At 61.3% G+C, this 12,775-nt stretch carries 13 protein-coding genes; 8 read left to right on the forward strand and 5 right to left on the reverse strand.

Features of this window, described 5'->3' with window-relative positions; genetic code table 11:
- Nucleotides 1–84: 84 nt before the first annotated feature.
- Nucleotides 85–1,110, reverse strand: coding sequence for an o-succinylbenzoate synthase (locus CORAM0001_RS03060; RefSeq protein ID WP_005509777.1), 1,026 nt, complete (start codon nt 1,108–1,110; stop codon nt 85–87).
- Nucleotides 1,111–1,123: 13 nt separating this feature from the next.
- Here CORAM0001_RS03060 and CORAM0001_RS03065 point away from each other — a divergent pair, with 13 nt between their 5' ends.
- A complete protein-coding gene (locus CORAM0001_RS03065) occupies nt 1,124–2,104 on the forward strand; it encodes a 1,4-dihydroxy-2-naphthoyl-CoA synthase (RefSeq protein ID WP_100066780.1) in 981 nt (326 codons plus the stop codon).
- 34 nt (nt 2,105–2,138) lie between these two features.
- On the opposite strand, the gene pdxY is transcribed toward CORAM0001_RS03065, so the two are convergent.
- Complete coding sequence (gene pdxY / locus CORAM0001_RS03070) at nt 2,139–3,065, reverse strand: pyridoxal kinase PdxY (RefSeq protein ID WP_005509905.1); 927 nt, start codon at nt 3,063–3,065, stop codon at nt 2,139–2,141.
- Between the two features lie 41 nt (nt 3,066–3,106).
- The gene (arfB, locus tag CORAM0001_RS03075; RefSeq protein ID WP_005509795.1) at nt 3,107–3,550 is read right to left on the reverse strand and encodes an alternative ribosome rescue aminoacyl-tRNA hydrolase ArfB; all 444 of its coding nucleotides are present in this window, start codon (nt 3,548–3,550) and stop codon (nt 3,107–3,109) included.
- Nucleotides 3,551–3,690: 140 nt separating this feature from the next.
- Here arfB and CORAM0001_RS03080 point away from each other — a divergent pair, with 140 nt between their 5' ends.
- From CORAM0001_RS03080 to CORAM0001_RS03105, 6 genes are all read left to right on the forward strand, one after another.
- Nucleotides 3,691–4,473 (forward strand): SDR family oxidoreductase, encoded by a 783-nt coding sequence (locus CORAM0001_RS03080; protein WP_005510053.1) that lies wholly within the window; start codon nt 3,691–3,693, stop codon nt 4,471–4,473.
- Nucleotides 4,474–4,489: 16 nt separating this feature from the next.
- A complete protein-coding gene (locus tag CORAM0001_RS03085) occupies nt 4,490–5,164 on the forward strand; it encodes an alpha-ketoglutarate-dependent dioxygenase AlkB family protein (protein ID WP_005509999.1) in 675 nt (224 codons plus the stop codon).
- A gap of 42 nt (nt 5,165–5,206) precedes the next feature.
- Complete coding sequence (locus CORAM0001_RS03090) at nt 5,207–6,436, forward strand: sensor histidine kinase (RefSeq protein WP_081451089.1); 1,230 nt, start codon at nt 5,207–5,209, stop codon at nt 6,434–6,436.
- 73 nt (nt 6,437–6,509) lie between these two features.
- Nucleotides 6,510–7,196, forward strand: a complete 687-nt coding sequence (locus CORAM0001_RS03095; RefSeq protein WP_244261976.1) for a response regulator — start codon at nt 6,510–6,512, stop codon at nt 7,194–7,196.
- Nucleotides 7,197–7,312: 116 nt separating this feature from the next.
- Nucleotides 7,313–8,068: an ABC transporter ATP-binding protein gene (locus tag CORAM0001_RS03100; RefSeq protein WP_005509748.1), complete on the forward strand. Its 756-nt coding sequence runs from the start codon at nt 7,313–7,315 to the stop codon at nt 8,066–8,068.
- Nucleotides 8,065–9,483, forward strand: a complete 1,419-nt coding sequence (locus tag CORAM0001_RS03105; RefSeq protein WP_005510027.1) for an ABC-2 family transporter permease — start codon at nt 8,065–8,067, stop codon at nt 9,481–9,483. The genes CORAM0001_RS03100 and CORAM0001_RS03105 overlap by 4 nt, the downstream gene beginning before the upstream one ends.
- Nucleotides 9,484–9,529: 46 nt before the next feature.
- Here the strand turns inward: CORAM0001_RS03105 and CORAM0001_RS03110 are convergent, their stop codons facing one another.
- Both CORAM0001_RS03110 and msrA read right to left on the reverse strand, forming a co-directional pair.
- The gene (locus tag CORAM0001_RS03110) at nt 9,530–10,711 is read right to left on the reverse strand and encodes a YkvI family membrane protein (protein ID WP_005509988.1); all 1,182 of its coding nucleotides are present in this window, start codon (nt 10,709–10,711) and stop codon (nt 9,530–9,532) included.
- Nucleotides 10,712–10,810: 99 nt separating this feature from the next.
- A complete protein-coding gene (msrA, locus tag CORAM0001_RS03115) occupies nt 10,811–11,467 on the reverse strand; it encodes a peptide-methionine (S)-S-oxide reductase MsrA (RefSeq protein WP_005509953.1) in 657 nt (218 codons plus the stop codon).
- 102 nt (nt 11,468–11,569) lie between these two features.
- On the opposite strand from msrA, the gene menE reads away from it, so the two are divergent.
- Nucleotides 11,570–12,730, forward strand: coding sequence for an o-succinylbenzoate--CoA ligase (gene menE, locus CORAM0001_RS03120; RefSeq protein ID WP_005509888.1), 1,161 nt, complete (start codon nt 11,570–11,572; stop codon nt 12,728–12,730).
- Nucleotides 12,731–12,775: the final 45 nt, after the last annotated feature.

The raw sequence follows: 12,775 nt of genomic DNA on the forward strand, positions 1-12,775 counted from the left end.
GGCTCAAAGTGCCATAAACGGGGTCAGTATCTCTGGGTGCTCCGAGTGTTGAAGCAGGTGGTGAGCCGCCACTGCACTGCGCCGCTACAGGTGGGCGTACGCCGCGCGGAGGCGGTCGAACCACCAATCGCGGCGGGGTCCCGGCGCGGCGAGCTCGGCCAGGCGGGAAGGGTCTGGCGCGGGGTTGGTGACGGGCAAACGGCCATCGATAAGTGGTCGGGGCTCAATGACGTCTTCGATAAACAGCGAGGACGTGGCCAAACCCGCCGCGTTCGGCTCCGGCTGCAGCTCGGTAGCAGGCAGGGCCGCCGCCGTGAACAAGCCGGCAGCCATGCCAACGCCGGTGTCCAACGCGCTGGCGACGGTTACCTTCATCTCCAGCTCCTCGGCCAACCGAAGCAAACGGCGTGGCCCACCAAGTGGCGCGACCTTCATTACGCCCACGTCCGCCGCCTGTTCGCGCGCAACCAAATACGGATCCTCGACCTTGCGGATCGACTCATCAGCAGCAATCGGGCAAAAGTCCCCCACTGCGTCGCGGACCTCGCGGAGCTCGGCGACAGTCGCAACGGGCTGTTCCATATACTCCAGCGGGCCCAACTCATGAGCGGCGCGGATGGCCTGCTCCACCGACCAGCCACGGTTAGCATCCACCCGCACCACAGATTCATAGCCATAGGCTTCGGCCACCGCGGTGCGGACGGCGGCTACGCGCTCGATGTCGTCGTTAAGCGATTGGCCGCTCTCTGCGACCTTGACCTTGAACGTGCGGCACCCGGGGTAACGCCCCACGACCTCCGGCACCTGCTCGGGCGTGACGGCGGGGATGGTGGCGTTGACCTCGACAAACTCGCGCTTCGGGGTGGGCAGGCCGACGTATGCGCACTCGATGGCCGAGCGCAGCCACGCGGCGGCCTCGGGCGCCTCGTACTCCAGGAAGGGCGCGAACTCGCCCCAGGTGACGGGGCCGTCGATGAGGAGTGCCTCGCGGGTGGTGACGCCGCGGAATTTCACCGCCATGGGAAGCGCCACGACGTGGGCGCGGTCGAGAATGTCATCGATTGGCGGAAGCTGGATGTTGGGCGCAGCGGACACAGACATACCCCTCATGCTAGAGACCTTTATGCTGGAAGCCATGACTGATACCGCGAAGTACTCGACCGATAACCCCTTCCGCCCTGAGCAGTGGAAGACGGTTGCCGGTTTTGAGGATTTGACCGACATCACCTACCACCGCCACGTCGGCGAGGGCCGCGAAAACGGCATTGTGCGCATTGCGTTTGATCGCCCGGAGGTTCGTAACGCATTCCGACCGCATACCGTCGATGAGCTCTACCGCGCACTCGACCACGCGCGCCGCACCCCGGATGTCGGCGTTGTGCTGCTGACCGGTAACGGCCCGAGCACCAAGGACGGTGGCTGGGCATTCTGTTCGGGTGGTGACCAGCGCATTCGCGGTCGTTCCGGCTACCAGTACGCAACGTCTCACGAGCATGACGACGCTACCGCAGACGCATCCACCATCGATACCGCGCGCGCCAAGGTCGAGGGAGGTCGCCTGCACATCCTGGAGGTGCAGCGCCTGATTCGCACCATGCCGAAGGTTGTCATTGCCGTGGTCAATGGTTGGGCCGCAGGTGGCGGACACTCCCTGCACGTGGTGTGTGACCTGACACTGGCATCCCGCCAGGAGGCCCGCTTTAAGCAGACCGACGCTGACGTGGGATCTTTCGATGCCGGCTATGGCTCGGCTTACCTGGCGAAGCAGGTTGGTCAGAAGTTTGCCCGCGAGATTTTCTTCCTCGGCCGTTCCTACGACGCTGAGACCATGCACCGCATGGGCGCCGTCAACGAAGTCGCCGACCACGCTGAGCTGGAAGAAGTCGCGGTGGAGTGGGGTCGCATGATCAACGGTAAGTCCCCAACGGCGCAGCGCATGCTGAAGTTCGCTTTCAACCTGACCGATGACGGACTGATGGGCCAGCAGGTGTTCGCGGGCGAGGCCACTCGCCTGGCGTACATGACCGACGAGGCCGTCGAGGGCAAGGAAGCGTTCTTGGAAAAGCGCGACCCGAACTGGGACGAGTTCCCGTTCTATTACTAGGCACGGGGGCTGAGCCCAGCCCTACTGCCCAGCCTTACGCCACCTTCGTTACCTCAAACCGCTGCTCCGGGTGGACGTACGCCTCCTGCGCACGAACGAGCTCCAGCTCGCCAGAGCCGGACTCGTGCGTCACCTTGAGCAGCTCAAAGATACTGGCCGCGGTGTTGCCCAGCGCGACCGAGAGGTCACCGTCAATACCGCGACCACGCAGCAGGTTGCCCGCAAACAGCGCAGCCGTGACATCGCCGGAGCCGTTGCGCTTCAACGGCAGGTACGGCGTCGCCACCAGCCATGCACCGGAGCCATTGACGGCGAGCATCTCAATCTCGCCCACCTTGCGCTCCGGACGTAGCACACTGGTGACAAGGACGGCCTCCGGGCCCATCTCTCGAGCAGCATGGGCTGCAGCCAAGGTAGATTCCAGATCCCCGACCTCGCGGCCCGTCAGGTATCCCAGCTCAAACTGGTTCGGCGTAATCACGTCTGCCACCGGCACGACCTTGTCGCGCAGCAGCGGCGGAATGTCGTCCGAAACGTGGCAGCCACTCTTGGCATTTCCCATCACCGGGTCACACGAGTAAATGGCCTTCGGGTTGCGCTGCTTGGTCAACGCCACGGCTTCAATAATTACGTCCGCAATATCGCTACCGCCCTGGTAGCCGGAGATAATCGCGTCGACGTCGTCAAGCTTGCCCAGCTCATCGATACCCTTGATGACCTCACGCACATCCGTGGCCGGAATCATTGGGCCGCGCCACTGGCCGTAGCCGGTGTGGTTGGAGAAATCGACGGTGTGGACCGGCCACACTTCAAAACCTGCGCGCTGCAGCGGGAAGACCGCAGCGGAATTGCCCACGTGACCATAGCTCACATGCGACTGGATGGACAGAATCGAGGGCACGCGGTTGAACTCCGCGACAGTTTCAGCTGCCTTTTCGGTAGGGGCCTGGTTTTCGCTCATACCATCTATATTGCAACGGATGCCCGAAAATCCCATATTCCCTAGTAAGCGCTGGGTCGGCGCCTGCTGGCTTTGAGCTCGGAACGGCGTTGCTTCTGTGCTTTACGACGGGCAATCGAGGCCCGACTCGGTCGAGTCCGCCGGCGCCTCGGAGGCGGTGGCTGCACGGCTTCCCGGATGAGGTCCGCAAGGCGACGTCGGGCTTCCGCGCGGTTGCGTACCTGGGAGCGCTGCGTGGTGACGGACACGGTGAGTGTGGTGCCGTCGAGTCGGTGGCTGAGGTTCTGGAGAGCGCGGCGGCGGTGGACGTCGGAAAGCACGCTGAGCTCGGCAATATCGACCGATAGCTGCACCTTGGAGTCGGTGGTGTTAACGCCCTGCCCGCCCGGCCCTCCGGAGCGCGCGAAGCGTTCGGTGAGTTCCGCAGCTGGGATGACAAGGCCCTTTGGGATGCCGGGACCTGGTGGGATGTGCAGGGGTTTCATGGTGGCCAGTGTAGTCAGGTCGCGTTTGTAAACAGGTCACGTTTTCCCATTCGCCTGTTTCAGACCAACCGCTCGCCTAAGCTGTCGAATAACATTTATCCACTTATAAAAACAGCAAGAAAAGGCAGGATTGAGACACCATGGCCACTTCTGATTCCCCGTCCATTTTCATCTCCGGCGGCGCGCAGGGCATCGGCCGCGCGGTGGCCGAGAAGTTCCTGGCTGCAGGCTGGACCGTAGGCGTCTACGACATCAATGAGGATGCCCTGGCGAAGCTCAAGGCTGAACGCCCGGAGGTAATCGTCGGCAAGCTGGACGTGACGGACTATCAGCAGTGGGAGGACGCACTTGCGGACTTCACCTCCCACACCGGCGGCAAGCTGACGGTGCTGGACAATAACGCGGGCATCATCGGCGATGGCGATATCACCGACCAGTCGCCGGAGATTATTCGCGCGCAGGTGGACATCAACTGCACCGGCCTGACGCTGGGCGCGAAGGCGGCGCATCCGTACCTGAAGCGCACCAAGGGATCGCACCTGGTCAACATGGGTTCGGCTTCGGGCATCTACGGCCAGCCGCACATCGCGCCGTACTCCGCGTCAAAGTTCTACGTCTCTGGCCTGACGCAGGCTCTGGATCTGGAGTGGCGCAAGGACAAGATCCGTGTCGTCGCCATCATGCCGCTGTGGGCGAAGACCAAGCTGGCGGACGTTTCCGCTGGTTCCACCCGCCGTCTGGGCGTGCGCATCACGCCGGACCAGGTCGCTGATGCCATGTGGAAGGCAACGCACCCGCAGAACTTCATTGAGCGCCAGCGTCACTTCTACTCGGTGTCGGCGGCGGACTTTATCCTGCGCTACCTGGGCAAGATTGGCCCACAGTTCCTGTCCCGCCCGGTTAACGCAATCATCGCGGGTTAGCAGGCAAAATAGACCTATGCTCTTTGATCAACTCCCGCGCCACGATGCCCGCATCACGCCGGGAGTTGTTCATTTGCCGGGGTGGCTTACGCTGGACCAGCAGTCGGGCACCATCACGCAACTCCGCGACATCGCCCGCGACCTCGCCGGAACTCCCCTGGCCATGACTCGCCCGCAGCTCAAAAGTGGTCAGATGCAGGTCTTCATGCTGCATCTCGGACGCATGTGGGCCACGAATCCGTACCGCTACGTCACGCACGCAGGCGGCATTCGAGTCCCGCCCGTGCCTGACAACCTCTTAGAGCTCGCCACCGAAGCACTCGGCGCTGCCGCGCTTTACGACGAATCCCTCAGCCAGTGGCCCTCCACTTTTCGGCCCGACATGGCGTTGGTCAACTACTACCCACCCGGGGCCACCATGGGGATGCACCAGGATCGCAACGAAAACTCCTCTGCCCCAATTGTGTCGCTCTCTATCGGCGACGAGGCCCTATTCCGCATTGGCGGGACTGAAAACCGCAGCAAGCCCTGGGATGACGTGACTCTCGCCAGTGGGGATGTGATCGTGTTTGGCGGCCCGAAGCGGCTTGCGTTTCATGGTGTGCCCAAGACTCGTCCGGGCACTTTGCCGGAGGCTTGCGGGCTTAAAGAGGGCCGCATCAATATCACTTTTCGGCAGGTGGAGGGGTGACGCTTAGAAACCGCATAGCCACCGACCGCTAGCCTAGAGACCATGCAGCGCACCACTGCCCCTACATCCGCGCAGCCTGCCACCACGCAGACTCCTGCCCCACTCGACTGGCACAGCCGGGTGCGTTACTTCGCCGGCTCGTTCCCAGCTGCCGATCTCGCTATTGCGGCTGCTTTCCTGCTGTGCTGCTGGTTGAGCATGACGCCGCTATTTACTTATGGCCCGAGCTTCACTTATGTCACCAATGTGGTTCTGTCCGCGATGATTGCCGGGGCCGCAGCGTTTCGTCGTAAAGCAGTGCGCGCATCGTTTGTGATTACGTACAGCGCCCTAGCGGGTCTCGCCTTGCTGGTGTGGCTATGCCCTGTAAACCTTGGGCTAGACCCTATTATTGTCGCTGCCCCACTATCACTATGGGCTGTGACCAGGTGGGAACCGAATCGCACCTGGGGCATCGTTGGGCTGTTTTTAGGGTTAATTGGCAGCTTCCTCAACCCGGCAGTTCCTGCCTTCGGCTTTACCCCGGAACGACTGTTGGTCTTCGGACTACCGGCGGTGCTCATCACGGCGAGCGCGTACGCAGTGCCACTGTGGCTGCGCATCAACGCCGAGGAACATGCCGCGGAGTTGGAGAACGTCGTGGCGCTCAACAAGCTGGAGTTATCCAGGGAGCTTCACGACGTCGTGGGGCACGGACTCACCTCTATTAAAGTTCAGGCCCAAACAGCGTTGTACCTGGCGGAGATAGATGACTCACAAGCGGAACGCGCTGCTGAAAAGACCACGCTGGAAGGTATTGCCGAGACCGCAGAACAATCGTTGCGGGATGTGCATGCGCTTGTCGATGCACTACGTGAAGGCGGCGAGATTAGCGCTGACCCGAATGAGATTCCGCGTCTAGTTTCGGCTGTTTGTCCGCCGGGTCGCGATGTTTCGGTGACTCTGCCGGAGTCTTATGGGGACCTGGCGGATTGGCCACTCGCGAAGCGGCTGACTCTTGTGCGGGCAGTGACGGAGTTGGCCGCGAATATGGCCAAACACTCATCGGGTGATGGTCAGCTGGCACTGGCAATCGATCCACCTGCCGACGCCGATGACAGCCCGGCGCGGGTTCATTTGATGACCGCAAACCGGGCTGAGAGCAAAACTTTGGGACCCAAGAAGCGAGCTGGCGCTGGCCTGATTGGTCTGGATGAACGCGTGGCGCAGCTCGGTGGCGAGATGACTTATGGTGAAACCGACGGCATGTTCCGCGTCAGTATTCGGCTGTAAGCGGTTCGACCGAAGCAGGGCTGGTGGCCGAAACTGTCGAGAAAGACGAGCAATGGGTGTAATTCGAGTATTAGTGGCTGAAGATCAAGCGCTGATTCGGCAGTCTTTCGCACAGCTTATTGATGCCCACCCGCAGATGAAAGTCATTGGTGCCGTGGGCGACGGTGCCGAGGCTGTGCGTCTTGCCTCCGGTGCGGATGTGGTCGTCATGGACATTCGTATGCCTGTGATGGACGGTATCGAGGCCACACGGCAGATTGCGCAAGGTGCGCCGTCCGGCGGTGCGGCTCGCGCATCCAGTCCAAAAGTCCTGGTACTGACCACTTTCCGCGAAGAAGACCTGGTGCTCGGCGCTTTAGAAGCTGGGGCCGCAGGCTTTTTGCTCAAAGACTCCAATCCCCGCGAGCTGCTTTCGGCCATTATGCGCATCCACCGTGGTGAAGGTGTCATCGACCCGAAGGTGACGCCGATGGTGTTGCGGCATGTTTCGCCGCGCGCACCGCACTCAGGGCGGCCAGCAAGCGCTTCCTCGACACATGGCGCTGGCTCAGACCCCACCGACGCAGGAACCCAGTTCACACCCCGCGAACAGGAGATTTTGAACCTCGTCTGCCAAGGGCTTTCCAATGATGAGATCGCTCGCAGGTTGGTGGTCGCCACGACGACCGTGAAAACCCATGTGAAAGCCCTGTTGACCAAGACGGGCTCACGCAGTCGCGTGGATCTTGTCATTTGGGCTGCGAAAAACGGGCTGCTATAGCTTCTCCTCGCTGGTGCCGCCACTGCCGCTAGCGCCTCCTCCCTAGGGAGGATATTTCCGCCAACTCATCCTTAAGGAGGGCGCGAACCGAACCGGCCATGCCTATTACTTAAGGCATGAACGCACCAATCCCTACTTCAGGCCCTACCTCAGGCCCTTCCGCAGATGCCGCCGCTCCCCTCCTTCAGCTGCGCGGCATCACTGTCTCCTACGGCAAGAACGAACCTGTCCTGAACGGCCTCGATATGAACGTCCGCGCCGGCGAGGTCTACGGGCTATTGGGACTCAACGGCGCAGGTAAATCCACGTTGATGAGCACGGTGCTTGGGCTAGTTCCCTACTCCGGTGAAATCAGCATCGCGGGACACCCGTGGTCCGTTGTCGACCTGGACCGCATCGGCGCCTCCATCAATGGCCCGGCGTTCTACCCACAGCTCTCAGCCACCGACAATCTCAAAGTGCACGCACATCTGACCGGCACGGACAAGAGCCGTATCGCCGAAGTCCTCGACTTGGTCGGGCTTCATGCTGGTAACAAGCGTGCCCGCGCTTTCTCAACGGGCATGAAGGTTCGTCTTTCCCTGGCGATGGCGCTGCTCACCGACCCCGACATTGTGCTTCTCGACGAGCCCACCAACGGCCTCGACCCCGAAGCTATCGTGGGCCTGCGCACCTTGTTGCGAAATCTTGCCGCTAGTGGCAAGGCCGTCGTGGTGTCCTCCCATCAACTCGGAGAGGTCGAAAAGAGCGTTGACCACCTTGGCGTCCTTGCCGGTGGCCGACTGGTCTACGAAGGCCCGCTGACTGACTTTGCGGCCTCTGGTCAATCCCTCGAGCAAGCTTTCTTCACCGCAGTAGGTGTTGCCCGATGAGCACTCAACCGCACACGCGCACCGTTCCTACTCGCCGCTACTTCCGCGCCGAGCTACTGCGGGCGAAGTGGTCACTCACCATGTTTCTTCCCATCATCATAGTGGCAATCGCTCTGGTCAGCATGGTCTTTTCTACAGGTGTTGACGCCACCGCCATGGCGAGCGCCCACATCTACTCGCTTATCCTGCTTCCTCCCCTGGCTGCTATTACGTCCGTCATCGGCCAAAACCGTGAAGAAAAACTCCGCCAAGGCGGCCTAATCTGGCGCAATATCTCGGGCACTCGAGTGCTCCTTGCCCGCGCAGCCACTGTCATTGCCTCCGCGGCCCTCGGTCACGCATTGATGGCTGCACTCCTTGCCCGGAGCGTGCGCACCGCATTGCAATTCACAATCTTCAACACGTTGTCATTCTTCGTCTTCTGGGCATTCGGCCTTGCCCTATGGAGACTTATGCCACGCGCAGCTCTCTTCCTCGCCCCACTCACAGCCATCGCTTGGGCCATCGCAGGAACACTGGATGCCTTGAGTCCAAACTGGCAAATCCTCCCATGGACCTGGGCAATTCGTCCAACGTTACCTATCCACGGAGTGCAGGCTAATTCCATCTCGGCTCCCGCCGACAGCGAGATCTGGAACATCGCCATCCTGCCGCCCGCGCTGCTGCATTTACTCCTCGGACTGGGCTTCTTCGCCATCGCACTGCTTGCTAACGGAAAGCCCCTCAGCTTGCCGACGGACCGTGAACGCAGCACTTCGTCGTTAAGCCGTGGCATGAGCGCGACCCTTCCCTGGCGCACCTGGTGGAGCCTCGCAGCGCTGATGCTTGCCGGCCTTGCAGTCGTGCGTGCGGTGTGGAACCCGGAGTATGCGCTGGGGCTGCTGAGTTTCGTCTGCGTGCCGACAGCTGCAACCGTGGTCGCCATCATGACCTGGACCTCGCAAGCTGATGCCTGGCCAGCGCTGATGTATCGGCGTGCGCGACGGAGCATCACACTCCGACTGTTTGCTTTGGATATGGCGTTTCTCGTGCCGGTGCTCGTGGTTGCGGTGGTTATCAGTGGTGCAGGCGGCCAGACCAATAGCCAGACCGGCATTAACCCCTGGCCGTACCAGGCGGTCATCGCGCCTCTTGTGGCCGCGATGATTGTGGCCGTGACCGGCTTAATTGCGCGGCAAAGTGTGGCGGCCGCAATCTTTGTCTCGGTCGCGCTCGGCGGTTGGGCGGTGATGGTTGGCGGTGATGTCCTCAGCGCCTCACCGCTGTGGTGGACCTCGGAATGGGGATGGACCTGGGTAGTACGTGATTACCCCGAGCGGTGGCCGTTGATGGTTCTCGTATCCGCCATTGTGATTGTGGCGTTCGTGGCCTGGGCTCGGGCAACGTCGCTGAAAGCCATCCGCTCCCTGAGCTGACAGCGGTGTAAACAACAGAGCTGACTGCAGCCACGCGCCAGCCCGCCTACTCCTCGATAGCCTCGCGTACCTCTTCGACGCTGAGGTTGGAGTCTTCGATTTCCTCGCGAGCTTCCTTCTTCCGACCACGGCGAACAAGGCGGAAGATGCGCTTACGGCGGGAAGTTTCTTCGCTGATACGCTCACGACCGCGCAGCCAAGCAACGAGCATCACGGTAATGAGCAAAAGACCGATGTAGCCCAAGATCGGGTAGACCCAACCAATCAGGTTCTGGAAGCCCATAAAGCTCAAGGCGAAACCGAGCAGAACCAGGCCGACGTAAACAATCTTGAATTTTTCCGGGTGCTTAGCGGTGACGCGACGGCCCAGCGCATAGAACATGCCAAGTGCCGTGTTGAAGATCATGCCAAGGATCACCACGGCCATTGCCTGACCCAGCCACGGGTGCAGGCGGTTAATGACGGTGAGCATCGGCACGGCATCGGTGGCGACGGTGCCAACAGTGTGGAACAGCGTGATGGTGGTAATCAGCAGCATCGCGGAGTAAATCAAACCACCGGTAAACCCACCTGCTCCTGCGGCGCGGGGGTTGAACAGACTGCCGCCAATAACAATCGCCATGGAAACCGCAACCATCAGGTTAAAACCGACGTAGTTCACCGCGGCGACAACCCAGTTCGGCAGGGTGGTCGGGACTTCCGCAACGGCAGCTGCCTGCTCGGCGGCCGGGGTGGCATCGGTAAACGCCAGGGTATAAATACTGGCCAGCAGGATAAAGCCAACGATAAACGGCGTGATGGATCCGATCACAGTGGTCACGCGGTCCACATCGAGGAAACCGGCCGCAATGGTCACCAGCACCATAATCACGGCACCAATCCACACGGGAAGCCCCCACTGCTGCTCCATGTTGGCACCGGCACCGGCGAACATGACGAACCCGGTGGCGAAGAGCGTGATAATCACGCCGATGTCCAGCACACGCGAGAAGATGGGATGCGATACGCGCCGGAAAACTTCGCCGTGCTCTGTGGCCTGGAAGTAGCTTCCTAGCTCCAGGATGATCATAGCCATCAGGCTCATGATCACCGCTGAGAGAACGGCACCCCAGACACCATTGATGCCAAAGGCGACGAAGTATTGCATGATTTCCTGACCCGTCGCAAAGCCCGCGCCGACAACTACGCCGACGAAAGCAAATGCAACGCGCAGTACTTGTTTCACCACAAGGGTTCACTCCTATTCAACTATCAGATTGATATAACCACCTTACTTTTCTCAGTGAGTTTTACTAATCGCACATTTACGTTCTAAGAGGTTTCGCCCTTAAATCCCGCAGGCCACACCGGTCGAATGCACCGGGCAGTAGCCGTTCGGATTCTTAAACAAGTACTGCTGGTGCTCGTCCTCAGCCCGGTAGTACTCCCCTGCCGGAGTCTCCGACAGCGGCTTAATCTCCGTGGTGATGGCACCCAGACCAGCGTCGGCAAGCTTCGGCGCGTACGCATCGGCGATCTCCTGCGCCCGGCGCGCCTGTTCGGGCGTCGTCGTGTAAATCGCGGAACGGTACTGTGTGCCGACGTCATTGCCCTGGCGGTAGCCCTGCGTGGGATCGTGGGCCTCGAAGGCCTTGACAATCAGCTGGTCGAAGCTAATCTGCTCCGGGTCGTAGACGACCTCCACAATCTCGGTGTGGTTGGTGCGCCCAGTGCAGGATTCACGGTAGGTGGGATTCGGTGTCACGCCACCGGCGAACCCGACCGACGTACTGAGCACGCCCGGTGTTTCCCAAAACAGCTTCTCAGCGCCCCAGTAACAGCCGATACCGATGTAGACGACCTCCTGGCCATCCTCCCATGGGCCGGTGATCGGCGTGCCGAGCACCGCATGCGGCTTTGGATTTTCCAACACCGGGTGCGAGCCGCCCTTGAGCGCCTCATCTTCCGGCACCAGTTCCGCTGACCTACCAAACATCCAACCCATCTTCTACGCCTTTCTATCTACGACTGTCTATGCTCTGCGCAACACGCCCGCGGCGGCGATTGTTCCGACCTCGCCACCAGAAACTACGGCACAACACGGGCTATGGTTTGGGTTGTGCGTACGCTCAGCCTGCTTTCCGTCAATCCCCACGACCCGACCGCCATCCTGCCCGACCTCCGAGCCGCGCTGGACGGCGAGGTCTCGCTGCTCCCCGTTCCGCTTCACGACTGCACGCGCGCCTCAATCTTGCGGAACTCGCAACGCGCAGGTGAGCCAATCGATGAGTCCATCGCACTTGTTGTCGGCACTTCCGGTTCCACCGGCACTCCCAAGGGTGCACAGCTGACGGTGGATAACTTGGTCTCCTCTGCTACCGCCACACATCAGTGGCTCGGCGGTGAAGGACAGTGGCTGCTGGCGATGCCGGCCTACCATATCGCTGGCCTGCAGGTTCTCATCCGTTCGCTACTCGCGGGCACGGATCCGGTGTGTGTGGATGTGACCGACGGTTTTGATGTGGCCGCATTCGCCGACGGGGCCGAAGCCCTCACAGGCGCTGGCGCCAGCGACCGTGCCTACACCTCGCTCGCTCCGATGCAGCTGGCGAAGGCGATGGAAGAACCCTTTGGTGCGGCAGCCCTGCGCCTCTTTGATGCCGTCCTCGTCGGCGGCGCGGCCTTGAACCCGCAGGTGGCAGCACGCGCTGAAGAGTTGGGCATCAACGTCGTGACCACCTATGGTTCCTCCGAGACAGCCGGCGGCTGCGTCTATGACGGCCGACCCATCGAGGGTGCACAGGTCGCCATCGAAAATGGTCGCGTTTGGCTGGGCGGGCCGATGATTGCACACGGTTACCGCAACGCGCCCAGTCACGAGGCTTTCCATAAACCAGGTTGGTTCGCCACCTCCGATGCGGGCGAGATCCGCGATGGCCGACTAGTCATTACGGGACGCCTGGACACCATCATCGACTCCGGCGGGTTGAAACTGCACCCCGAGATCCTCGAACATGAACTGCTCGCCATCGATGGAGTTACGGGAGCCTGCGTGGTCGGCGTGCCACACCCACGGCTCGGCCAGGCCATCGTCGCAGCGTATGAAGGAACCGCTGAGCTCGGCGATATTATGGACGGCCTCGGCGATGCCGAAGACGCCGGGCGAATCAATCACTGGATGATTCCCAAGGACCTGCGTCGCGTGGACGCACTGCCGCTGATTGGGCCGGGCAAGGTCGACCGGAAGAAAGTCGCGGCGCTCTTTTAGCCTTTGGGCTTGTGTCCTCCAGCCTTTAAGCCACTCGAACCCGCA

This window comes from Corynebacterium amycolatum SK46 (assembly GCF_000173655.1).
Lineage (GTDB): Bacteria > Actinomycetota > Actinomycetes > Mycobacteriales > Mycobacteriaceae > Corynebacterium > Corynebacterium amycolatum_A.

Excerpts from the sequence above, each read along its gene's own strand:
- CORAM0001_RS03060 (WP_005509777.1), bottom strand. The coding sequence starts at position 1,110 with ATGAGGGGTATGTCTGTGTCCGCTGCGCCCAACATCCAGCTTCCGCCA.
- CORAM0001_RS03065 (WP_100066780.1), top strand. The coding sequence starts at position 1,124 with ATGCTGGAAGCCATGACTGATACCGCGAAGTACTCGACCGATAACCCC.
- pdxY (WP_005509905.1), bottom strand. The coding sequence starts at position 3,065 with ATGAGCGAAAACCAGGCCCCTACCGAAAAGGCAGCTGAAACTGTCGCG.
- arfB (WP_005509795.1), bottom strand. The coding sequence starts at position 3,550 with ATGAAACCCCTGCACATCCCACCAGGTCCCGGCATCCCAAAGGGCCTT.
- CORAM0001_RS03080 (WP_005510053.1), top strand. The coding sequence starts at position 3,691 with ATGGCCACTTCTGATTCCCCGTCCATTTTCATCTCCGGCGGCGCGCAG.
- CORAM0001_RS03085 (WP_005509999.1), top strand. The coding sequence starts at position 4,490 with ATGCTCTTTGATCAACTCCCGCGCCACGATGCCCGCATCACGCCGGGA.
- CORAM0001_RS03090 (WP_081451089.1), top strand. The coding sequence starts at position 5,207 with ATGCAGCGCACCACTGCCCCTACATCCGCGCAGCCTGCCACCACGCAG.
- CORAM0001_RS03100 (WP_005509748.1), top strand. The coding sequence starts at position 7,313 with ATGAACGCACCAATCCCTACTTCAGGCCCTACCTCAGGCCCTTCCGCA.
- CORAM0001_RS03105 (WP_005510027.1), top strand. The coding sequence starts at position 8,065 with ATGAGCACTCAACCGCACACGCGCACCGTTCCTACTCGCCGCTACTTC.
- msrA (WP_005509953.1), bottom strand. The coding sequence starts at position 11,467 with ATGGGTTGGATGTTTGGTAGGTCAGCGGAACTGGTGCCGGAAGATGAG.
- menE (WP_005509888.1), top strand. The coding sequence starts at position 11,570 with ATGGTTTGGGTTGTGCGTACGCTCAGCCTGCTTTCCGTCAATCCCCAC.